This window comes from Mycobacterium sp. IDUB_36 (genome assembly GCF_055419225.1).
The window spans coordinates 1,830,330-1,852,262 of sequence record NZ_JBVAXH010000001.1; the positions used below are offsets into that span (position 1 = coordinate 1,830,330).

Consider the following 21,933-nt stretch of genomic DNA (forward strand, 5'->3'; position numbering starts at 1 on the left):
GTCGGTTACGGTTCTCCCGTGGCGACCAGCTTGGGCTCAGTGCTGACCACGCTCGTGCCGCTGGCGTTGGTCGTTTCGATCTCGCCGCTGTCGATCATTCCGGCGGTGCTCGTACTGCAGACGCCACGACCGCGGCCGACCGGGCTCGCCTTCCTCGGCAGCTGGTTGTTCGGATTGTGTGCTCTCACCGCGATCTTCGCGTCGTCCTCCGACGCACTGGACGGGCTGCGCAAGTCGCCGCCGACCTGGGCCTCCTGGCTGCGGGTCGTGCTCGGCCTGGCGCTGGTCGCCTTCGGCGTCTATCGCTGGCTGACCCGGGAAGGACATTCCGAATCGCCGAAGTGGATGCGGGCGTTCGAGACCATGACGCCGTCGCGCGCGGCGCTGACCGGTCTGCTGCTGGTGGTCGTGCGACTCGAGGTGCTGATCATGTGCGCGTTGGCCGGCTTGGCCATCGGCAGCAGCGGGCTCGCCAGACCGGACGAGTGGACGGCCGCGGTGATCTTCCTCGTGGTCGCCGCGTCGTCGGTGGCCGTTCCGGTGCTGGCCTACGTCGGCGCCGGTTCCCGCCTCGACGATTCGATGACGAGCCTGAAGCTCTGGATGGAGAAGAACAACGCGGCACTGCTCGCGGTCATCTTCGTCGTGATCGGCGCCATGGTGTTCCACAACGGCATCAAGGCGTTGTGACGGCAGACGCCGCGGTCGGGCATAAGATCGGCGGCCGTGAGCCTCGACGATCGGGATGCGCTGGCGGTGTTGCATGCCGCCGTCGACGCCGATGACGCCAACGGGCTGATCGGCCGGTTCTACACCCGCTGGTTCTCCTTCGACGTATCGCCGCGCGATCTGTTCCCGCCCGAGATGGCGGCCCAACGTGCCGTCTTCGCCCAGGCGTTGAAGTGGCTGTACGGCGAATTGGTCGCGCAGCGTTCGGACGAGCCGGTGGCATTCCTGGCGCAGTTGGGCCGCGACCACCGCAAGTACGGGGTGCTGCCCGAGCATTACGAAACACTCGGACAGGCGTTGTACGCGACCCTGCGTGACGCGCTCGCCGACGCCTGGACCGACCCCGTTGACGCCGCCGCCCGGCAATCGCTGAACCTGATCACCGGGGTGATGAGCGGCGCCGCCGAAGCCGAACACGGACCGGCCTGGTGGGACGGCGCGGTGGTGGAACACCTGCGGGTGTCTCGCGACCTGGCCGTGATCCGGCTGCAGCTGGACACCCCGATGCCGTATCACGCCGGCCAGTACGTGAATGTTGCTGTGCCGCAATGCCCGCGGCGGTGGCGGTACCTGACCCCGGCCATCCCACCGGACAGCAGCGGCGGAGTGGAGTTTCACGTTCGCGCGGTGTCCGGCGGCCTGGTCAGCAATGCCATCGTCAACGAGACCCGGGCGGGCGACCGTTGGCGGCTGTCCAGCCCGCACGGCGCCCTGCAGGTCGACCGCGACAGCGGGGACGTGCTGCTGGTGGCCGGCAGCACCGGGCTCGCGCCATTGCGCTCGATCGTCATGGACCTCACCCGCTGGGGTGAGAACCCGCGCGTACACATGTTTTTCGGCGGCCGATATCCGTGCGAGCTCTACGACCTGCCGACGTTGTGGCAGATCGCCTCGATCAATCCGTGGTTGTCGGTGACGCCGGTCTCCGAGTTCGGCCGCGACCCGGCGTGGGCCGACGACTATCCGGACGTGACGCCGCCGCGCGGGCTGCATGTGCGCCAGACCGGGAAATTGATGGACGTCGTCACCCGGTACGGCAACTGGGGTGACAGGCAGATCTTGATCTGCGGCGGCCCGGAGATGGTGCGCGCCACCAGAGAGGCGCTGATCGCCAAGGGAGCGCCACCGGAGCGCATCCAGCACGACCCGCTCTCCCGCTAGCGGCCGGAGGACCGTCGCGGCAGTGCCCTGGTGGATCCGCCGGGTGATGTGATTCGGCTAGGCACTTTCTATGAAAAAGACCTGCGCTTCTTAAGAAGAGCGGACGCTTGTGCCCGGCGTGCCAGTCCAAGCCGAGCGGCCTGAAATTCGGCGCGTAGCCCCTCTGCCTGCAGTGATAAGGCGCGCGATCACGTTCGCGCAGCTGAGAAGAAGCTTATTGCGTCTCAGCTATCTCTAAGGTAGCGTCGCCCACGCCTTAGGAAAGGCAACCCTAACAACGACCGAGAATGAACAGAGGAGAAGCGGTGCAGCTAGCTCTGAAAGCCGACCTGAGCAGTGGGATGTCGATGCGCCCGATCGCGGCCAACCGGGCCAAAGCCGCGCTCGTTGCCGGGTTCGCATTGGCGAGTGCCGGCCTGATCGCCGTAGGACCGTCGGCCAACCCGGCGCTGCCGACCGTGCAGCACCACGAGGTGCAATTGGTCGATCAATTCGTGAATCCGATCGACCCCGCCACCGTGTTCCCGCTGGCACTGGAGAACATCGACAACATCCAGACGGCCATCGGCAACGTTCCACTCAATGACGCACTGACCGACCTCTTCACCGGCTACGGCGATCGACTGGCCAACAGCTTCGAAGTTTCGGCCAACGCGTTCCAGGACCTGGCCGAGCAATTCCCGACGACGCTGCAGAACTCGCTGGAGTACCTGGCCGACGGCGAGTTCGTCGCGGCATACAGCGAACTCAACAGCTTCGGACTGTTCGGCCTCGAGGACATTGCCGCGCCCATCTTCGATCTCTTCAGCAGCAGGCGCGGTGAGGGAATCCTCAACGATCTGGCCCAGCAGGGGTACAACGTCCTCAACACGTTGTTCACCAGGAGCGACCTCACGGGCTTCACCAAGGCGCTACTTGCACCCGGCATCACCGCCAACTTCGAAGCGGCACTCATTGCCGACAACGTCGAGGACGCGATCAACACCGGCGACTACAACGACGCGTTCAACGACCTGCTCAACGCTCCGAGCCAGATCCTGGGCGCCTACCTCAACGGTGCCGCCTTCCCGTTCGTCGAGAACGGGGAGACCTTCCCAGGCCTCCTGAGCCCGGCCGGACCGTTCCAGTTCCTGTTCGTCACCATTCCCACCCAGATCGCCAACGCCATCAGTGCCCCCGCCGCGGTGGCGGCGGCACCGGCCGAAGCGCTCGGAGGCGAGGACTGGTCCGCGCTGTTCGGCGGCGACTGGAGCGCGCTGTTCGAAGCCGGTGACTGGAGTGCGCTCTTCGACGTCTCCGCCCTCACCGACAGCGTGACGTCCGCGATCGACCCAAGTGCTGTCACCGACGAATTGACCGCACTGGCGACGTCGATCTTCTAGCGCGACAACGGGCAGGGCGGTAGGAGTTCCATGAGCTCCCCCGCCCTGCCCTGTTTTCCGGGCTCAGCACACAGCGCTCGCACTAGTGTCTAGCTCATGCACACCGTGACGCTGAGCGACCCGTCATCGTCGGTAGAGGCGCAGTTCGTGCCGGAGGCCGGCATGATCGGCATCTCGCTGACCGACGCGGGCGTCGAGTTGCTCGGTCAACGCCGGGGGCTGGACGCCTACGTGGCCAACGGGAAGACGATGGGCATACCGATCTTGTACCCATGGGCAAACCGGTTGAGCGGCAACACATATGAAGCCGAAGGTACGACCGCCACATTGACCGACGGCGAATACGGGGTGCGTACCGATCCCAACGGCCTGCCGATCCACGGCGTCCTCGCGGCGTTCTCGAATTGGCGGGTGACTCACGAGTCCGCCCACGAGCTCACCGCCGAGGTCGACTTCACCACCGACGACGAGCTGTTGGCCAGCTTCCCTTTTCCGCATCGGCTGTCCCTGACCATCACGCTGGTGGACAGGACGCTGCGGGTGCGCGTGTCGGTGAATCCGACCGGCCGGCAAGCGGTGCCGTTGTGCTTCGGATTCCACCCCTACCTCCAGCTGCCGGGCGTCCCTCGCGCGGAGTGGGTGATCGAGACCCCGGCGTTGCGACACCTAGCACTCGACGACAAAGGGCTGCCGACCGGCGACGCGGTGGTCCAGCCAGCGCTCAGTGAACCCTTGGGAGACAGGGCATTCGACGACGGGTACGACCAGGTCGCCGAAGGCGCGGTGTTTGCGGTGTCCGGCGGCGACCGGCGGATCGAGGTCCACTTCGAAGAGGGCTATCCCGCCGCGCAGATCTTCGCGCCGCTCGGCGAAGACATCGTGTGCTTCGAGCCGATGACCGCGGTCACCGATGCGCTGCGCCGCGGCGGCTACCGGTCGGCGCAGCCCGGCGACTGGGGCATCGCCCAATTCTCGATCCGCGTCTAGCGGCGCGGTTTCCAGACCACCACTGCGGTGCTCTTCGGTACCACCGCGAGGTCGCGCCGCTGGTTGGCCCGCAACGCTTCGATCTCGGCGGCCATTTCCTGCAGCCGCGACTGCAGCGCCTCGACCTGGTTGGTCAACTCGATGATGCGTTTGATGCCGGCCAGGTTGACGCCCTCGTCCTGCGACAGTCGCTGCACCTCGCGGAGCAGATCCACGTCATGCTGCGAATAACGCCGTCCCCCACCGGAACTCCGGTCGGGACTGACCAACCCGAGCCGGTCGTAGGTGCGCAGGGTCTGGGCGTGCATCCCGGCGAGTTCGGCCGCCACCGAGATCAGGAACGTCCGGGCATCGTCCTTCTTCGCCATCAGCGGTTGCCCGCCCATCCGGCACGCGGATCGAAACCGCTGGATCGCTCGGCGACCGCATACGCTTCGAGCGCTTCCTTGGCGGCGCCCTCGAGGTTCGGCGGCACAGCGACTTTCACCGTGACCAGAAGGTCACCCTGACCACCGGAACGCTTCGGCACACCGCGGCCGCGGACCCGCAGGATGCGACCGTCGGTCGTCCCCTGCGGCACCCGGACGCCAACCTTACCGTCCAGGGTAGGCACCGAAAGTGTTGTCCCCAAAGCCAATTCGGTGAAGCTGACCGGAACGGTGACGGTGAGGTCGTCACCGTCACGGGCGAACACCTTGTCGGGCCGCACATGCACGGTGACGTACAGGTCGCCCGACGGGGCGCCCCGCAGCCCGGCTTCACCCTGACCCGCCAGCCGAATCCGTTGCCCGTCTTCGACACCCGGCGGAATGCGGACGTTGATGGTCCGGGTGCGGGTGGTGACGCCGGTTCCCTTGCACTCGTCGCAGGGATTCTCGATGATCGAGCCGGTGCCGCGGCAGTCCGTGCACGGCTCGGAGAATCCGAAAGCGCCTTGGTTGCGGCTGATCACACCTGAGCCGTTGCATGTCGCGCAGACCTTCGGGCTGGTGCCCGGCCGGGCGCCGCTGCCGTGACAGTTCGTGCACGGCGCAGGGCTGGTCAACCGAAGCGGCATCGCCACGCCCTTGGTGGCCTCCAGGAAGTCCAACTCGGTCTCGGTTTCCAGGTCGTTGCCGCGACGGGGCCGACTCGGCCGAGGCTGCGCGCCGCGGCCGAACAATCCGCCGAACAGGTCACCGATGTTGCTGCCGCCGCTACGGCCGGCCGCATCGAACAGGTCGTTGAGATTGAAATCGCCACCGTCGCCGCCGAAGCCGCCGGTGAAGTCACCGCCGCCACCGCCGTTGAATCGGCGACCGAATCCGCCGCCGGCGAAGAGCCGACGGGTCTCGTCGTATTCCTTACGCTTGGCCTCGTCGGACAGGATGCTGTAGGCCTCCGAGACCGCCTTGAAACGTTCGGCCCCGTCCGGGTTCTTGTCCGGGTGCAGGTCGGAGGCCAACTTGCGGTATGCCGTCTTGATCTCTTTGGCACTGGCATCAGAGGAGACGCCCAACTCCTTGTAGAAGTCCTTTTCGACCCACTCGCGCTGAGCCATGTTGCGTCACCTCCTCCGCCGTCTTGTACTGCCGCCGCTACTGCTACGACGGTTCTGATTCTGCGTGCTGCTCACCCTCGTTCGCTTCGTTATTGCCCGAGTCGGCGCTCGGTGAGTTGTCGACCACGGTGTCCACCACTCCGACGAGTGCGTGCCGCAGCACCTGCTCGCCGAGTTTGTAGCCCTGGCGCATGACGTTGCCGATCACCGGCTTGGAGCCCGGGCCACCGTCGCCCTCGTGCTGCACCGCCTCGTGTAGCGCCGGGTCGAAGTCGTCACCCTCGGCACCGAATGCCGTCAGCCCGAGCCCGGCCAGCGCACCGACCAGCTTGTCGGCCACTGACTTCAGCGGACCCGATTCCAAGTCACCGTGGTTGCGCGCCCGGTCGAAATCGTCCAGTACGCCCAGCAATTGGCTGACCACGGCGGCCTTGGCCCGTTCGGCGGTTGCTTCCTGGTCACGCAACGCCCGCTTGCGGTAGTTGGCGTAGTCGGCTTGCACCCGCTGAAGATCAGCGGTCAGCTCGGCCACCTTCTCGTCGGCAGCTGAGCTCTCTGCGGCCGGTTCGCCCGCACCGGGCGCCGCCCCCGAAGGGACGGCGCCGGCAGCGACATGACGTACTTCGCCGGTCTCAGGGTCGATTCGCCGCTTGTCGGTGACGACTACCGGCTCTTCCGGATTGCCTTCGCTCACTGGCCCTCCCGCTCATCGTCGACCACCTCCGCGTCGACCACGTCATCGGCTCCACCGCCCGCACCGGGCTCGCTGCCACCGGCAGGCTGCTCGGCCTGGGTGGCCTCGTAGATGGCCTGGCCGAGAGCCTGCGACTCCTGGCCCAGCTTCTCCATCGCGGTCTTGATCGCGCCGATGTCGGTGCCCTGCAACGCCGTCTTGGCTTCTGCCACTGCGGCATCCACCTTGTTCAGCGTGTCCTCGGGAACCTTCGAGCCGCCTTCGGCTTCGCGCTGCTCCTTGACGAACTTCTCCGTCTGGTAGACCAGCGTCTCGGCCTGGTTGCGGACGTCCGCCTCTTCGCGACGCGTGCGGTCTTCGTCCGCGTGCGCCTCGGCGTCCTTGATCATCCGGTCGATCTCCTCCTTGGAAAGGCCGGAGCCCTCCTGGATTTTGATCGTGTTCTCCTTGCCGGTGCCCTTGTCCTTGGCCGTGACGTGCACGATGCCGTTGGCGTCGATGTCGAAGGTGACCTCGACCTGGGGCACCCCACGCGGGGCCGGCGGCAGGCCGGTCAGCTCGAAGCTGCCGAGCAACTTGTTGTGCGCCGCGATCTCACGCTCACCCTGGAAGACCTGGATCTGCACCGACGGCTGGTTGTCGTCAGCGGTGGTGAAGGTCTCCGACCGCTTGGTCGGGATGGTGGTGTTGCGCTCGATCAGCTTGGTCATCACGCCACCCTTGGTTTCGATACCAAGGCTCAGCGGTGTGACGTCAAGCAGCAGAACGTCTTTCACCTCACCCTTGAGCACACCGGCCTGCAGGGCAGCACCCGCGGCGACAACCTCGTCGGGGTTGACGCCCTTGTTGGGCTCCTTGCCGCCGGTCATTTCCTTGACCAGATCCGACACCGCCGGCATCCGGGTAGACCCGCCCACCAGGACCACGTGGTCGATGTCGGACACCGCGATGCCGGCGTCCTTGATCACCGACTGGAACGGCTGCCGCGTGCGGTCGAGCAGATCCTGGGTGATCTTCTGGAATTCGGCGCGGGTCAGCTGCTCGTCGAGGAACAGCGGATTCTTGTCCGCGTCAACGGTGATGTAGGGCAGGTTGATCGAGGTCGATTGACTCGAGCTCAGTTCGATCTTTGCCTTCTCGGCCGCTTCACGCAGCCGCTGCATCGCCATCTTGTCTTTGGTCAGGTCGATGCCGCTGGTGCCCTTGAACTTCTCCACCAACCAATCGACGACGCGCTGGTCCCAGTCGTCACCACCGAGGTGGTTGTCACCGGAGGTCGCGCGGACCTCCACGACGCCGTCACCGATCTCCAGCAGCGACACGTCGAACGTGCCACCACCGAGGTCGAAGACCAGGATGGTCTGTTCGTTCTCGCCCTTGTCCAGGCCGTAGGCCAGAGCGGCCGCGGTCGGCTCGTTGACGATTCGGAGCACGTTCAGACCGGCGATCTGGCCGGCCTCCTTGGTCGCCTGACGCTGGGCGTCGTTGAAGTAGGCGGGCACGGTGATCACCGCGTCGGCGATGTCCTCGCCGAGGTAGCTTTCAGCGTCGCGCTTCAGCTTCTGCAGAACGCGAGCACTGATCTCCTGTGCCGTGTAGTTCTTTCCGTCGATCTCCACTGCCCAGTCGGTGCCGATGTGACGCTTCACCGAGCGGATGGTGCGATCGACGTTGGTCACCGCCTGGTTTTTGGCGGGCTGGCCGACCAGCACTTCGCCGTTGCGCGCGAACGCGACAACGGATGGCGTCGTCCTCGCACCCTCTGAGTTGGCGACGACGACGGGGTCGCCACCCTCGAGGACTGCGACGACGGAGTTGGTGGTCCCGAGGTCGATACCGACCGCACGAGCCATGGTGAATCCTCCCTGCTATTCGAGCTTCGTATGCACTACGCTGCTGAGTGACCTTCGCTCAACATTGCCTTCAACGAAGCTTAGCTGTCAAGCCAAGGTTGAGTCTAGGTGACTCAAGATTGTCTTACGGCTCAACGAGGTCGTTCCCGCGTTTGTTCCCCAACGGTTGAGGCGGACATCACACCGTGGGATAGTTTCGCAATTCAGCCTCCCTAAGCGGTCGTGAACGACGCCGCAGCGTTGCCCCACGACGATAGGAACTCGATGTCATCGCCGCCCAGCACGCCCAGTCCCGCTGCGGACAGGAGTGCCTCGTTCGCCCGCGAAGACGCCGGCTACCACCACGATCTGCGTCCCCGCCAGATCCAGATGATCGCCATCGGCGGGGCGATCGGCACCGGCTTGTTCCTCGGCGCCGGCGGCCGGCTGCTGCAGGCCGGACCCGGACTGTTTCTGGTCTACGGCGTCTGCGGCGGGTTCGTCTTCCTGATCCTGCGCGCGCTCGGCGAACTGGTTCTCCGGCGCCCGTCGGCCGGATCCTTCGTGTCCTACGCCCGCGAATTCTTCGGCGAGAAAACGGCCTTCGTGGCCGGTTGGATGTATTTCCTGAACTGGGCGATGGCCAGCATCGTGGACTCCACCGCGATCGCCAACTATTTCCACTACTGGACGCCGCTGCGGGCTATCCCGCAATGGTCGATCGCGCTGGTCGCGCTGGTCGCGGTGGTGTCGATCAACATGATCTCGGTGAAGGCCTTCGGCGAACTCGAATTCTGGGCCGCGCTGATCAAGGTGGTGGCGCTGACGACGTTCCTGGTCGTCGGCGCCGTCTTTCTGGTCGGACGCTTCAAGGTCGACGGTCACACCACCGGGCCGGCGCTGTGGACCGCGAATCACGGTTTCTTCCCGACCGGCCTGTTGCCCGTCGTGCTGGTCACCTCGGGAGTCGTATTCGCTTACGCCGCAGTCGAATTGGTTGGCACCGCGGCGGGTGAGACGGCCGAGCCGGAGAAGATCATGCCGCGGGCGATCAACTCGGTGGTCTTCCGGATCGCGGTGTTCTACGTGGGCTCGGTCGCACTGCTGGCGCTGCTGCTGCCGTACACGACCTACAAACGCAACGAGAGCCCGTTCGTCACCTTCTTCTCACACGTCGGGTTCGGCGGAGCGGGCAGCATCATGAACGTCGTCGTGCTGACCGCCGCGTTCTCCAGCCTGAACGCCGGCCTGTACTCCACCGGACGCATTCTGCGGTCGATGGCGGTCAACGGCAGCGCCCCGAAATTCACCGCGCGGATGTCGAAGAACGGCGTCCCCTACGGCGGAATCTTGCTGACCTGCACGATCGGGTTGCTCGGCGTAGTGCTCAACGCCATCAAACCGAGCGAGGCGTTCGAGATCGTGCTCAACATCGCGGCGCTCGGCGTGCTCGCGGCCTGGGCCACGATCGTGCTGTGCCAGCTGCGGCTGTTCCGGATGGCCAAGGCCGGGGAAACGACACGGCCCGCGTTCCAGATGCCGCTGGCGCCCTACAGCGGCTACGTCACCCTGGCGTTCCTGGCGTCCGTCGTGGTGCTGATGGCCACCGACTCCGAGCGCGGCATCTGGATCATCGCCGCCGTGGTGGTGGCTGCACCGGCCCTGACCGCCGGGTGGTTCCTGGTCCGCGGTCACGTGCGCACCGCGGCCGCGGAACTGAACGAGTCCCCGGCAGACGTCCCGGAGCCGGCCCCCGAGTAATAGAGCAACCGCTCTGTTATTGTTCCGGGGTGCCCCGTCCCCGCGTGTACGAACCCGACCGGGTGTTGGACGCCGTGGAGTCGTTGACCGTGGCGGCCGGCCCGGATGCGGTCACCATCCGCGCGGTCAGCGCGGCCATCGGCGTCTCCAACGGCGCGCTTTACCACACGTTCGGTTCGCGGGCGGGCCTGATGGGACGGGCCTGGCTGCGCGCCGGGGGCCGGTTCCTCGCCGTGCAGAACGAGCTGGTCGAGCAGGCATTTGCGGGTGGAAACCCGCGAGCCGCGGTGGTGGCGGCCGCCGACGCGCCGGCCGTGTTCGCCGAGCGGCTGCCCCACTCCTCGGCGGTGTTCTGGGCGGTGTCCCGCGACGAGCTGCTGGAGGCGGATCCGCCCGATGACGTCGCCGCGGAGCTCCGCGATGCCCACCGGTCGCTGGTCGGCCTGATGATCCGCCTCGCAGTCCAGCTCTGGGACCGCAAAGACGCGCTGGCCGTCGACACCATCACCACGTGCATCGTCGATCTGCCAACCGCGATCGTGTTGCGCCGCAACCGATTGCGCAGTTCGACCGCCCGCGAACAGCTGCGGGCCGCAGTACAAGCGGTCCTCGATGTAGGACCACCGCCCAGTGAGAAAGGAAGAACATCGTGGGACTCAGCCTGAGCTACGACGACAAGATTGCCGTCCTGGACCTGGGGGACGACGAAAACCGGTTCTCGCCAGAGTTTCTCGACCAGGTCGACGCGCACCTCGACGAGGTCGTCGGCTCCGACGCCCAAGGACTGGTGACCACCGGTGGTGCCAAGTTCTACTCGAACGGCCTGGATCTGGACTGGCTGACCGCACACGGTGATCAGACAACGTGGTACGTCGGTCGCGTGCAGGGCATGCTGGCTCGCTTTCTCACCCTGCCGATCCCGACCTCGGCCGCGGTGGTCGGCCACGCGTTCGGCGCGGGGGCGATGCTGGCGGTGGCGCACGACTTTCGGGTGATGCGGTCGGACCGCGGCTTCTTCTGTTTTCCCGAGGTCGACATCCGCATCCCGTTCACCCCGGGGATGGCCGCGCTGATCCAGGCCAAGCTCACCCCGCAGGCCGCCGTCGCCTCGATGACCACCGGGCGGCGTTTCGGCGGCGCGGACGCCGCGGCGCTGGGCATCGTCGACGCCGTGGCGGGCGAAGGCGCCGTGACCCCGGCCGCCGTCGATCTGCTGCGTCCGCTGAGCGGCAAAGACCAGGGCACGCTGGGCGCGATCAAACAGTCGATGTTCGGGCCTGCCGCGGCGGCGCTGACCTCCAGTCACTAAGAGCCGCAGGGCAATCGAATACCCGGTCGCTGCGTCAGGTACCGGGAGCGGGCTAGGTTGGTGGCATGTCCCCGAAATTCGCCACCGCCGACGCTGTCGGCCTGTCCGAGTTGCTCGATTTCGTCCGGTCGCGACACAACATGGTGCTGACCACCTTTCGCGCCGACGGCTCACCGCAGAGCTCACCGGTGACCGGCGGCGTCGACGACCAGGGCCGGCTGGTGATCTCGAGTTATCCGCAGCGCGCCAAGAGCGCCAATATCCGGCGCACGCCGAAGGCCAGCGTGGTCGTGCTCTCCGACGAATTCAACGGCGCCTACGTACAGATCGACGGCGACGCCGAGTCGATCGACGGGCCCGAGGCGGTCGAACCGCTCGTCGACTATTACCGCGCGATCGCCGGGGAACATCCCGACTGGGACGAGTACCGCGACGCGATGCGCAAGCAGGGTAAGTGCCTGATCCGGGTGACACCGCGCAGATGGGGTCCGGTGGCGACAGGCGGCTTCCCGCCCGAGTAGCGGCTGACCGGCGCCGTCCACGGGGGCCGACCGGCGCGTCACTGCCGTCACATGCGTCACTCCATGCGTACGCTTGCTGTGCGATGTCCCCGCCTGGAGTAACTACCCCTGCCGCCGGCGCCCGGCTGCTGACCGGCGTGCTGCTCGCTGCCGCCCTGCTCAGCGGATGCCATTCCACGACGCACGGTAACCCGGTGGCATCGCCGAATGCCGGGCCCGCCGAACCGTCGTTCCCGAAGGGCAAGCCGTCGATCCCGTCACCGGTGCCCAGCCGTCCCGGCCCGTCCAGCGGCACCCCGCCGGCCGGTGCGATCCCGCTGCCGCCGGACGACAGCGGCCACGTGTTCATCGAGACCAAGTCCGGCCAGACCCGCTGCCAGATCGACAATGACAGCGTCGGCTGCGAGGCGCAGTTCACCAATTCACCGATGCAGGACGGCGCACGCACCAACGGCGTCAACGTCACCGCCGGCGGAGATGTGCAATGGGTGTTGGGCAACCTCGGCGACATCCCCACGGTGACAATCGATTACAAAACCTACGACGCAGCGGGTTGGACCATCGCTGCAACCGAGAGCGGCACCCGCTTCACCAACGAGCACACCGGCCACGGAATGTTCGTCAGCATCGAAAAGGTCGACACCTTCTAGATCTGGCTGCAGCCTCGACGATCAGGGCCCTTCGGTACCGGGTCAGATCGCCAGACCCTTCCACCAGGTCACCACCGTGTCGTCGCCGCGTACCGACAGAGTTCCGTCAGGTATCCGGTTCCACATCCACAGCAGAAGCTCGTAGGCGGAGGCGGTGATCTCCACCTTCGGCTCCCCGGGGTCCGCGTCGACTCCCGCCGGGATGAGCGACAACGTGCGCGAGTCGTCGACGTCGCTGGGCGCGAGCAGCACAGCCGTGACCGGGGGCGGGTCGGCAACCGCGTGCAGCATCAGCGGAAGGAACTCCTCGGCGTATTCGTCGATCCCGTCCAGCGCCAGTGACGGGTCGATGCGACCGGGTTCACCCCCGGCCGCCTGCTCGGCGTCGGTGCGGTGAATCGCCAACTCCAGGGCGGCCTTGCGCCTCCACCAGGCACTGCCCAGGCTGCCGCGGATCGGCGTCCACACCAACGCTTCCGGAGCCGTGCCGGACAGGACATCCAGTAATTCGTTGATCGACTGGTTGAACCACTCCAGCAGTTCCCCCCGGTCGTCGGGCGCCGGCGGCAGGATACGTTCTTGCGGCGTCTCGCCTTCCGCGACGCATTTGGCCATCCACCGACTCGCTCCCGACACGTGACCGAGGAGATCCCGCAGGGACCAGTCGGGACAACCGGGGACGCGCAGCTCCAGGTCGGAGCCAACAGCGATGTCCGCCAACGCTTGTCGGTCCGCTGCGATCGCCTCCAGGTAGTCGTAGCCCACCGCAGACCCACCTCACCACGTGTCGTCATCGCAATGCCAGCACCGAGAGGCGACTGGACAGGAACAGATTTTCACACCGTTGAGTTCGTCCGGCAAGCAAATCGGTAGATCTCGCAGGGCTTGACGGGAGCGCATACTGATTGGCAATCTGAACGCTGTTCCATTTAGAACATTGTTCGAAAGGACCGCGCTGTGGCCAAGGAATGGCCCGCACGAGCGCTCGGCTACGGGATGCTGGATCGGGACCACCTGACCAAGCACCTCCTCGAGCTCGCGCAGCAGGTCGGCGTGGAGAACGTGACGATGCGAGGCCTGGCCACCCAAGCCGGCACCTCGGCGTCGTCGGTCTACTACCACGTGGCCGGCAAGGCGGAACTGCTCGACCTGCTGATCGAGACCGTCGTGACCAACATCGTGGTACCCACCGAAGGCGATTGGCGGGAACGCACTCTCGCGCTCTACACGAATGCCTGGCGCGTCCTGGTCGAGGTGCCGGGTATCGCCGCGCTGCTCCAACAGCGCCCGCACACGCCCGCAGCCACCAACATGGACCGGGCAACGCGGGCCATTCTTCGCGAATCAGGGCTGTCCAAGCGGTCTTTCACCGCCGCCTACGCCCTTCTCTACGTGCACCTGTTGGGATCGGTAGAGCTCCAACACAATCGCGGCGCGCAGGCCAGGCCGAGTGCGGCCCGCGCCGAGGCGACGTTCCGCGACCGCCTGCAGATCATCCTCACCGGTCTGCGCCACGCCGACGAACGATGAAGGACGAGAGTGCCTGACGTCTATCGCGTGGTGCAGTGGGCGACCGGCAATGTCGGTCGCCATGCGCTCAGGGCCGTGCTCGAGCGCGATCAGTTCACACTGGTTGGGGTGCATGCATTTTCGGCCGACAAGATCGGGGCCGATGCGGGCACGCTGGCCGGCATCGATCCGGTGGGAGTCGCGGCCACCGATGACGTCGACACGCTGATCGGTGCGGCACCCGACTGCGTGCTGTACACACCGCGCATCGTCGACTACGAACTGGTAGGCCGACTGCTCGAGTCGGGCATCAATGTCGTGACCACCGGCGACTTCCTGACCGGCAGCCATCATCCGCAGGAACTCGCTGCGCTCACCGCCGCCGCAACGCTCGGCGGAACCACGTTCCTGGGCACCGGCTTCGAACCCGGATTCATCAACGTGGTGGCGGGATTCCTGTCCGGTGCGTGCCGGCGGGTGCGCAGCGTCAAGCTGGTCGAGACTCTGGACTGCACTCAGTACCCGGTTCGGGAAGCATGGACGGTGCTCGGGTTCGCCAAGCCCGCCAAGGATCGGCTCGTCGAATTCGACCCGTCGAGTGCGCGGTACGGCCTCGGCTATTTCGAGTCGCTGGACCTGGTCGCCCGCATGCTCGGTGTCGACCTGGACCACAAGCAGGGTCTAGTCGAGAATGCCTTAGCCACAAAGGATCTGGATTTGGGCTGGATCACGTTTGCCGAAGGCACCGTTGCGGGGCAGCGGCGTACCTACCGCGGCTACCGCAACGGACGCGTCATCGTCGAGCTGGCGATCTGCTGGACCATGAGCGACGAGGCGCTGGATCCGCAGTGGACCGACCCGGAGGGCTTCGCCGTGGAGATCGACGGCGAACCTCGGGTGGATGCGGTGATTCACTTCGGTCCGCCGCACGACGCGGAACTCTCCGACGAGCAGACGATCATGGGCCAGCTGATGGTCGGCACCGCGATGGCCGCGGTGAATGCGATCCCTCACGTGTGCGCCGCGCCGCCCGGTGTGCTCACCCACATCGACTTGCCGATCCGCGGGACCCACGGGGCACTCATCGACTGAGGAGTCGAGTAATCGAGGAAAGGAAGCCGATGTCTCAGCCAACCGATGACGAAATCACGAGCTTCGTCGCGCGACAGTGCGCGAAGTGGAACGAACACGACCGGCAGGGCTACTTGGATGCCTGGCAGGCGATCGCGCCCAACGGAATCACCTTCGAGGACCCGGTCGGGACTCCACCCAAGGCCGGCTGGGACATGTGGCTGAAGATGTGGGATCAATTCAATCGGTTCAGCGTCGAGCAGCGCGTCGATTTTCTGTCCCTGCGCGGCGACGAGGTGGCACTGCTGATGTATCACCACGCCGAGTACGCGGGTGAGACGACCGAGACCTTCGACATCGAGGTGTGGAAGTTCGTCGACGGGATGGCACACGTGCGGTGCTGGTGGAACCCGCCATCGAGTGCGACCCATGCGGCGTCGCTGGAAGGCTATTCGGCCGCCGGTAGCCGCGACGAGTCGTGATCGCCGGTTACCCGAGTTCGGATGCGGCTCAACGAATGACGCGATACCGCAGGTGGACGACACCCGGTGCTTCGAGCACCCGATCGAGTTCGAGGGCCGGCGTGCCCGCGGCGAACCCATCGAACAGGCGCTCGCCCGCGCCGAGAATCACCGGGCTCAGCTGGAGGTCGATCTCGTCGACGAGCCCGGCCGCGATCGCTTGCCGCGCGCACGACGCTCCGCCGGCGATGGAGATCGGTGCGGCGCCCGCCGCCTCGCGGGCTCGAGCGTAGGCGGACTTGATCCCGTCGGTGACGAAGTGGAACGTCGTCCCGCCCCGCAGTTCGATCGGATCATGGGCATGGTGGGTCAAGACGAAGACCGGGCAGTGATACGGCGGCTCGTCGCCCCACCAGCCCTGCCAATCGGAGTCGTTCCACGGTCCGCGGATCGGCCCGAACATGTTGCGGCCCATGATGGTTGCGCCCATGCCGTCGAGCATGTCGGCGACCACCCGCCGGTTGACCGGGTGCTCGGCGGCCGGACCGCGGTGCCAATGATGCAGGCCGGTGCCGCCCACGCCGCCCGGGTGTTCCAGACACTGCCCGGGGCCCGCGACGTATCCGTCGGCCGATATCGACATCGATAGGTTGGTTCTGCTCACGTCCGGACAGACTCCGACCGCCGATGAAACTCATCGGTGACTCTAAGCAACGCCGCCTAATGTAGCGCTCGTGGACTTTCGGGTATTCGTCGAACCTCAGCAAGGCGCCAGCTACTCCGACCAGCTCGCGGTCGCGCAAGCGGCGGAGTCATTGGGGTTCTCCGCGTTCTTCAGATCCGATCACTATCTGGCGATGAGCGGCGACGGGCTGCCCGGCCCGACCGACTCGTGGGTGACGCTGGGCGGCATCGCCCGCGAGACGTCGACAATCCGGCTGGGCACGCTCGTCACCTCCGCGACGTTCCGCCACCCCGGTCCGCTGGCCATCGCGGTGGCTCAGGTGGACGAAATGAGCGGCGGCCGAGTCGAATTCGGCCTGGGCAGCGGCTGGTTCGAAAAGGAGCATCTGGCCTACGCCATCCCGTTCCCACCGCTTCGCGAGCGGTTCGCCCGGCTCACCGAGCAACTCGAGCTGATCACCGGCCTGTGGACGTCGCCGGTCGGCGAGACGTTCGACTACGCCGGAGCGCACTACGCCGTCCAGGATTCGCCGGCGCTGCCCAAGCCGGTGCAACGGCCGCATCCGCCGATCGTCATCGGCGGATCGGGCGCCAAGAAGACGCCGCGGCTGGCCGCCACCTTCGCCGACGAGTACAACGTGCCGTTCGCGCCGATGGACACCATCAGCACGCAGTTCGACCGGGTCCGCGAAGCCGTCGACGCGGTCGGCCGGCCGGCCGATTCGATGACCTACTCCGCGGCCTTCGTGGTGTGCGCCGGACGAGACGACGCCGAGATCGCCCGACGCGCCGCCGCGATCAACCGCGAAGTCGACGAGTTGCAGTCCAACTCCCCGTTGGCCGGCACACCCGGCCGGATCGTCGATCAGCTGGGGCCGTACGCCGAGATCGGTCTGCAGCGGGTCTATCTGCAGCTGCTGGATATGGCGGATCTCGACCACCTGCAGCTTTTCGCCGACGAAGTGCAGCGGCAGCTCTGAGTTAGCATCGGGACGTGACTGGTCCTCCGGACGATCCGAGCGACCGGCCGACCCAGCTGGCCGGATACGGCGTCGACGGCACGCCGCCGCAGGTTCTGCAGCCCGAGCCCGACGCACCGGCCGACGACGCCGCCGCCGCCGACTCCACACCCACCCCCTGGTACCGCAACCGCGTGTTGCTGGCGCTGTGGGTGCTGGTGGTCGCGCTGCTGCTGACGCTGGTGATTTACGGCATCGTCGAGTTGTCCCGGGGCGGCGAGACCAGCGGCCCGGCCGGCACCACCACGTCCAGATCGGCCACGCCGTCGGAGTCCTCGTCGACGTCAGCGACCACCACCTCGTCGACCAGCGCCGAGGCGCCACCACCGTCGGAGAGCACCGAGGAGACTTCTGAGGACTCTCCGCCGCCGGCCAACGGCGCGCCCGCGCCGGCTCCCGCGGAGCCGCCGCGCCATCACCACCGCCCGCACATCCCGTCGACAATCACACTGCCGCACACGGTGGTGACGCTGCCGCACGGATTCTGAGCAGCCACGGGCGGCGCGGGTGCTGCCAGGATCCGCGGCTAGGATCGGCGCACGTGACCGGTTACGAACCTCCCGAGGACCCCAGCGAAGCGCCGACCGGCTACTACGACTACAGCGGTGAGGAGCAGGGTTCACCGAAGCGGAGCACCTGGTACCGCAACCCGATCCTGCTGCTGGCTCTCGGCCTTTTCGTCGCCATCCTGCTGGGGTTGGCGTTCTATCTGCTCGCCGACCGGACGCACGGCACCGGCGGAACGACGCAAACCCCGACGTCACCGACGAACTCGACGAGCGCGCCGTCCACCTCCGCGGTCCCGACGACCAGCCAACCCGTCAGCCCGCCGGAGAGCAGCGAGGCGCCGTCCACCACCCAGCCGACCAGCCCGGCGACCGCCACCCCGCCGACAACCACCGTCGAGGGCGGCCACCATCACCACCATCACCATGACGGCGGGACGCCGTAGCGGTGAGTGGCAATCGCTACCCGCACGACGATCACCCTCGGGACCTCGACCAGACCGAGCGTTTCAGCGTCGGCACCTCGTCGCCGTGGTACCTCAAGCGGTGGGTGCTCGCTCTGTGGGGCGTGGCGGTGGTGGTCCTGATCGCAATCATCGTCTACGGCTTGACCGTCCTGGCCCGCGGCAACGGAGGCAGCGCACCGGCGCCCACCACCACCCGGACCTCGACCACTTTGTCGTCGACGACTACGTCCACCACCCCGTCGACTACCGCGCCGACGACCACGACAACCGACGAGACGGTCGAGCCCACCCCGTCGCCGTCGACGACGTGGACCTCGCAACACCCTCGTCGTCACAGGTGGCACGGCAATTTGCCCCCTGTGCCGCCGATGCCGCACTTCTGAGCCGGCCGGCAGATCGACCGTCCCCCGCCAAGTTAGGGCATCCTTCGTCGCGGAGACTCGGTCGGAGATGTCACTATGAGCATGCTTATAGCGCTTGAGCACTGCAGTAGTATGTTACTGACGAGTAACCCAGCCTAAGTTACCGGTCAGTAACTCCGAAAATTGGGGAGACCTCCGTGGACACGCAGATGCTGATCAGACTGATTGTCGGCTTGGGCGGGACGGCGATCATCGCTTTGCTCGCGGTGCGCCGCGTGCTCTGGCTGGTCAAACTCACGCTCTCCGGGCAGCCGGTCACCGGCCGCACCGACGATGTCGGTCGCCGGCTCTGGGCGCAGATCTCCGAGGTCTTCGGCCAGCGCAAGCTGCTGAAATGGTCGATCCCCGGCGTGGCGCACTTCCTCACCATGTGGGGCTTCTTCATCCTCGGCTCGGTCTACGTCGAGGCCTACGGCGCGCTGTTCAACAACCACTTCCACATTCCGATCGTGGGCCGCTGGGACGCGCTGGGCTTTCTGCAGGACTTCATCGCGCTCGGCGTGCTCCTCGGCATCGGCACCTTCAGCATCATCCGATTGCGTTCCGAGCCCAAGGAATACGGCCGTTCGTCGCGGTTCTACGGCTCGCACACCGGCGGCGCCTGGCTGATCCTGTTCATGATCTTCCTGGTCATCTTCAGCTTCTCGATCTTCCGCGGCGCCTCCGCGGTCACCGGCACCCTGCCCTACGGCTGGGGTGCGTTCTTCTCGCACGGCATGGGCGTGCTGATGCAGCCGCTGGGCATCCCGGCCAACGAGTGGATCGAGACCATCGCGCTGCTCGCCCACATCGCCGTCGCGCTGGTGTTCCTGGTGATCGTGCTGAACTCCAAGCACCTGCACATCTTCCTGGCGCCGGTCAACGTCACCCTCAAGCGACTGCCCGACGGCCTGGGCCCACTGCTGCCGATCGAGGTCGACGGCAAACCGATCGACTTCGAAAACCCGCCCGACGACGCCACTTTCGGCCGCGGCAAGATCGAGGACTTCACCTGGAAGGGCAACCTCGACTTCGCCACCTGTACCGAGTGTGGCCGCTGCCAGTCGCAGTGTCCGGCCTGGAACACCGGAAAGCCGTTGTCCCCCAAGCTCGTCATCATGGATCTGCGCGATCACTGGATGGCCAAGGCGCCCTACATTCTCGGCGAGAAGGAGAGCGCGCTCCAGAACACGCCCGAGGGCGGCCTCACCGAGAACCTGGTCGGGGAGAAAGAAGCAGATCAGCACCACGTGCCGGAGTCCGGCTTCGGCCGGATCACCGGTTCAGGTCCCGCGCAGGCCACCCGGCCGCTGGTCGGAACCGCCGAGCAGGGCGGCGTGATCGACCCCGACGTGCTGTGGTCGTGCGTGAACTGCGGGGCTTGCGTCGAGCAGTGCCCGGTCGACATCGAGCACATCGACCACATCGTCGACATGCGCCGTTACCAGGTCATGATGGAGTCCGAGTTCCCGTCGGAACTGTCGGTGCTGTTCAAGAACCTCGAGACCAAGTCCAACCCGTGGGGCCAGAACGCGTCCGCGCGGACCGACTGGATCGGTGAGGTCGAATTCGACGTGCCGGTCTACGGCGAGGACGTCGACAGCTTCGAAGGCTTCGAGTACCTGTTCTGGGTGGGTTGCGCCGGCGCCTACGACGACAAGGCGAAGAAGACCACCAAGGCGGTCGCCGAATTGCTGGCCACCGCCGGCGTGAAGTACCTGGTGCTGGGCACCGGCGAGAGTTGCAACGGCGACTCGGCACGGCGCTCCGGCAACGAATTCCTGTTCCAGCAGCTGGCCCAGCAGGCCGTCGACACCATCGACGGTGTCTTCGAGGGCGTCGAGACGGTCGATCGCAAGATCGTGGTCACCTGCCCGCACTGCTTCAACACCCTGGGCCGCGAGTACAAGCAGCTGGGTGCCAACTACACCGTGCTGCACCACACCCAGCTGCTCAACCGGCTGGTGCGCGACAAGCAACTGGTCCCGGTCAGTCCGGTCTCCCAGGACGTCACGTATCACGACCCGTGCTTCCTGGGCCGCCACAACAAGGTCTACGAGGCACCCCGAGAGCTGATCAACGCGACCGGAGCGAAGCTGGCCGAGATGCCGCGGCATGCCGAGCGCAGCTTCTGCTGCGGCGCCGGCGGCGCGCGGATGTGGATGGAAGAGCACATCGGCAAGCGAATCAACCACGAGCGCGTCGACGAGGCGCTGGCCACCGGTGCCAGCACGGTCGCCGTGGCGTGCCCGTTCTGCCGGGTGATGATCACCGATGGCGTCAACGACCGCCAGGAGGCCGCTGGACGCGAAGGCGTCGACGTCCGCGACGTTGCGCAGCTGCTGCTGGAGTCCCTGGACCACGACGCCATCACGCTGCCCGAGAAGGGTGCCGCCGCCAAGGAGGCCGCCGAGCGGGCCGAGAAGGCCGAGAAGGCGGCACCCAAGGCCGAAGCGTCCACGGCGACGGCTCCGGTCGAGGAGAAGCCCGCCGAGCCCGCGCAGTCGAACGGTGCCGCGGCCGCCGAGGACAAGTCCGAAGCCAAGTCCGTGACCGGTCTGGGCATCGCCGGCGGCGCGAAGCGGCCGGGTGCCAAGAAGGCGGCGCCGAAAGCCGACGACAAGCCCGCCGAGGACACCGCCACCGACACGGCGGCTCCGGTCAAGGGTCTCGGCATCGCCGGTGGCGCCAAGCGGCCGGGCGCCAAGAAGGCGACCGCCAAAGCCGAACCCGTGCAAGCGACTTCGGCATCCGAGGAGACCGCCCCGGAAGCCAAGACGGCGGCCGCACCGGTCAAGGGTCTCGGCATCGCCGGCGGTGCCAAGCGGCCCGGCGCGAAGAAGGCCGCGGCTCCCAAGCCGGAGCCCGAGGCCAAAGCCGAGGCTGAGGCGCAGCCCGAGCCGGAAGCCAAGCCGGAGGAGACCGCCACCGAGGCTGCGGCACCCACCGCACCCGTCAAGGGACTCGGCATCGCCGCGGGCGCCAAGCGGCCCGGCGCGAAGAAGACCGCCGCAGCCCCCAAGCCGGAGGCCGAAGCCAAAACAGAGGCCGAAGCCAAGCCGGAGCCGGAAGCCAAGCCGGAGGCAAAGCCCGAAGCCGAGGCCGCGCCCGCACCGGAGGCCAAGGACGAGGCTGCGTCCAAGCCCGCGGAATCCGAGAATGGAGAGGCCGCGGAGGAGCCGCCGGTGAAGGGTCTGGGTATCGCACGGGGCGCCCGTCCACCAGGTAAGCGCTGATCAGACCCTCGCC

General features: G+C 66.7%; 23 protein-coding genes. 17 read left to right on the plus strand and 6 right to left on the minus strand.

The window, feature by feature from the left end; translation table 11 throughout:
• Positions 1-18: 18 nt before the first annotated feature.
• The 4 genes from ACZYW1_RS08975 to ACZYW1_RS08990 all read left to right on the plus strand — a co-directional run bounded on the left by ACZYW1_RS08975 (position 19) and on the right by ACZYW1_RS08990 (position 4,259).
• Entirely contained in the window at positions 19-690 is a 672-nt protein-coding gene (locus ACZYW1_RS08975) for a GAP family protein (protein ID WP_463785060.1), read from the plus strand.
• Between the two features lie 36 nt (positions 691-726).
• Positions 727-1,890, plus strand: a complete 1,164-nt coding sequence (locus ACZYW1_RS08980; protein ID WP_463785062.1) for an FAD-binding oxidoreductase — start codon at positions 727-729, stop codon at positions 1,888-1,890.
• Between the two features lie 305 nt (positions 1,891-2,195).
• The gene (locus tag ACZYW1_RS08985) at positions 2,196-3,272 is read left to right on the plus strand and encodes a hypothetical protein (RefSeq protein WP_463785064.1); all 1,077 of its coding nucleotides are present in this window, start codon (positions 2,196-2,198) and stop codon (positions 3,270-3,272) included.
• A 96-nt stretch (positions 3,273-3,368) separates the two neighbouring features.
• The gene (locus tag ACZYW1_RS08990) at positions 3,369-4,259 is read left to right on the plus strand and encodes an aldose 1-epimerase (RefSeq protein ID WP_463785065.1); all 891 of its coding nucleotides are present in this window, start codon (positions 3,369-3,371) and stop codon (positions 4,257-4,259) included.
• On the opposite strand, the gene ACZYW1_RS08995 is transcribed toward ACZYW1_RS08990, so the two are convergent.
• Genes ACZYW1_RS08995 through dnaK form a run of 4 tightly spaced genes read right to left on the minus strand, consistent with a single transcriptional unit; the run spans position 4,256 to position 8,346 of the window.
• Positions 4,256-4,627, minus strand: a complete 372-nt coding sequence (locus ACZYW1_RS08995; protein ID WP_463785067.1) for a heat shock protein transcriptional repressor HspR — start codon at positions 4,625-4,627, stop codon at positions 4,256-4,258. The two genes, ACZYW1_RS08990 and ACZYW1_RS08995, sit on opposite strands and share 4 nt — an antisense overlap.
• On the minus strand, positions 4,627-5,799 hold the full coding sequence (dnaJ, locus tag ACZYW1_RS09000) for a molecular chaperone DnaJ (protein WP_463785068.1): 1,173 nt from the start codon (positions 5,797-5,799) through the stop codon (positions 4,627-4,629). The genes ACZYW1_RS08995 and dnaJ overlap by 1 nt, the downstream gene beginning before the upstream one ends.
• A 43-nt stretch (positions 5,800-5,842) precedes the next feature.
• Complete coding sequence (gene grpE / locus ACZYW1_RS09005; RefSeq protein WP_463785070.1) at positions 5,843-6,493, minus strand: nucleotide exchange factor GrpE; 651 nt, start codon at positions 6,491-6,493, stop codon at positions 5,843-5,845.
• On the minus strand, positions 6,490-8,346 hold the full coding sequence (gene dnaK / locus ACZYW1_RS09010) for a molecular chaperone DnaK (RefSeq protein WP_463785071.1): 1,857 nt from the start codon (positions 8,344-8,346) through the stop codon (positions 6,490-6,492). The genes grpE and dnaK overlap by 4 nt, the downstream gene beginning before the upstream one ends.
• 264 nt (positions 8,347-8,610) lie before the next feature.
• On the opposite strand from dnaK, the gene ACZYW1_RS09015 reads away from it, so the two are divergent.
• From ACZYW1_RS09015 to ACZYW1_RS09035, 5 genes are all read left to right on the plus strand, one after another.
• A complete protein-coding gene (locus ACZYW1_RS09015; RefSeq protein WP_463785073.1) occupies positions 8,611-10,086 on the plus strand; it encodes an amino acid permease in 1,476 nt (491 codons plus the stop codon).
• A 29-nt stretch (positions 10,087-10,115) separates the two neighbouring features.
• Positions 10,116-10,751 carry a TetR/AcrR family transcriptional regulator gene (locus tag ACZYW1_RS09020; RefSeq protein WP_463785075.1) on the plus strand — a complete coding sequence of 212 codons (636 nt, stop codon included), beginning with the start codon at positions 10,116-10,118 and terminating at the stop codon, positions 10,749-10,751.
• The gene (locus tag ACZYW1_RS09025) at positions 10,736-11,395 is read left to right on the plus strand and encodes an enoyl-CoA hydratase-related protein (RefSeq protein ID WP_463785076.1); all 660 of its coding nucleotides are present in this window, start codon (positions 10,736-10,738) and stop codon (positions 11,393-11,395) included. The genes ACZYW1_RS09020 and ACZYW1_RS09025 overlap by 16 nt, the downstream gene beginning before the upstream one ends.
• Before the next feature lie 65 nt (positions 11,396-11,460).
• Positions 11,461-11,916 (plus strand): PPOX class F420-dependent oxidoreductase, encoded by a 456-nt coding sequence (locus tag ACZYW1_RS09030; RefSeq protein WP_463785078.1) that lies wholly within the window; start codon positions 11,461-11,463, stop codon positions 11,914-11,916.
• Between the two features lie 83 nt (positions 11,917-11,999).
• On the plus strand, positions 12,000-12,566 hold the full coding sequence (locus tag ACZYW1_RS09035; protein ID WP_463785079.1) for a hypothetical protein: 567 nt from the start codon (positions 12,000-12,002) through the stop codon (positions 12,564-12,566).
• A 42-nt stretch (positions 12,567-12,608) separates the two neighbouring features.
• Here the strand turns inward: ACZYW1_RS09035 and ACZYW1_RS09040 are convergent, their stop codons facing one another.
• The gene (locus ACZYW1_RS09040) at positions 12,609-13,331 is read right to left on the minus strand and encodes a maleylpyruvate isomerase family mycothiol-dependent enzyme (protein WP_463785081.1); all 723 of its coding nucleotides are present in this window, start codon (positions 13,329-13,331) and stop codon (positions 12,609-12,611) included.
• Positions 13,332-13,523: 192 nt separating this feature from the next.
• Here ACZYW1_RS09040 and ACZYW1_RS09045 point away from each other — a divergent pair, with 192 nt between their 5' ends.
• Genes ACZYW1_RS09045 through ACZYW1_RS09055 form a run of 3 tightly spaced genes read left to right on the plus strand, consistent with a single transcriptional unit; the run spans position 13,524 to position 15,628 of the window.
• Positions 13,524-14,096, plus strand: coding sequence for a TetR/AcrR family transcriptional regulator (locus ACZYW1_RS09045; protein ID WP_463785083.1), 573 nt, complete (start codon positions 13,524-13,526; stop codon positions 14,094-14,096).
• Between the two features lie 9 nt (positions 14,097-14,105).
• Positions 14,106-15,167 carry an NAD(P)H-dependent amine dehydrogenase family protein gene (locus ACZYW1_RS09050; protein WP_463785086.1) on the plus strand — a complete coding sequence of 354 codons (1,062 nt, stop codon included), beginning with the start codon at positions 14,106-14,108 and terminating at the stop codon, positions 15,165-15,167.
• A gap of 29 nt (positions 15,168-15,196) precedes the next feature.
• Complete coding sequence (locus ACZYW1_RS09055; RefSeq protein WP_463785088.1) at positions 15,197-15,628, plus strand: hypothetical protein; 432 nt, start codon at positions 15,197-15,199, stop codon at positions 15,626-15,628.
• A 28-nt stretch (positions 15,629-15,656) separates the two neighbouring features.
• On the opposite strand, the gene ACZYW1_RS09060 is transcribed toward ACZYW1_RS09055, so the two are convergent.
• On the minus strand, positions 15,657-16,271 hold the full coding sequence (locus ACZYW1_RS09060; RefSeq protein ID WP_463785090.1) for a dihydrofolate reductase family protein: 615 nt from the start codon (positions 16,269-16,271) through the stop codon (positions 15,657-15,659).
• A gap of 70 nt (positions 16,272-16,341) precedes the next feature.
• Between ACZYW1_RS09060 and ACZYW1_RS09065 the strand changes: the two genes are divergently transcribed.
• The 5 genes from ACZYW1_RS09065 to ACZYW1_RS09085 all read left to right on the plus strand — a co-directional run bounded on the left by ACZYW1_RS09065 (position 16,342) and on the right by ACZYW1_RS09085 (position 21,920).
• Complete coding sequence (locus ACZYW1_RS09065) at positions 16,342-17,271, plus strand: LLM class F420-dependent oxidoreductase (protein WP_463785091.1); 930 nt, start codon at positions 16,342-16,344, stop codon at positions 17,269-17,271.
• 14 nt (positions 17,272-17,285) lie between these two features.
• The gene (locus tag ACZYW1_RS09070; RefSeq protein WP_463785093.1) at positions 17,286-17,798 is read left to right on the plus strand and encodes a hypothetical protein; all 513 of its coding nucleotides are present in this window, start codon (positions 17,286-17,288) and stop codon (positions 17,796-17,798) included.
• Between the two features lie 53 nt (positions 17,799-17,851).
• Positions 17,852-18,262, plus strand: coding sequence for a hypothetical protein (locus tag ACZYW1_RS09075; protein ID WP_463785096.1), 411 nt, complete (start codon positions 17,852-17,854; stop codon positions 18,260-18,262).
• Positions 18,263-18,264: 2 nt separating this feature from the next.
• Positions 18,265-18,666, plus strand: coding sequence for a hypothetical protein (locus ACZYW1_RS09080; RefSeq protein WP_463785098.1), 402 nt, complete (start codon positions 18,265-18,267; stop codon positions 18,664-18,666).
• Positions 18,667-18,842: 176 nt separating this feature from the next.
• Positions 18,843-21,920: a 4Fe-4S dicluster domain-containing protein gene (locus ACZYW1_RS09085; protein WP_463785100.1), complete on the plus strand. Its 3,078-nt coding sequence runs from the start codon at positions 18,843-18,845 to the stop codon at positions 21,918-21,920.
• The last annotated feature ends 13 nt before the right edge of the window (positions 21,921-21,933 follow it).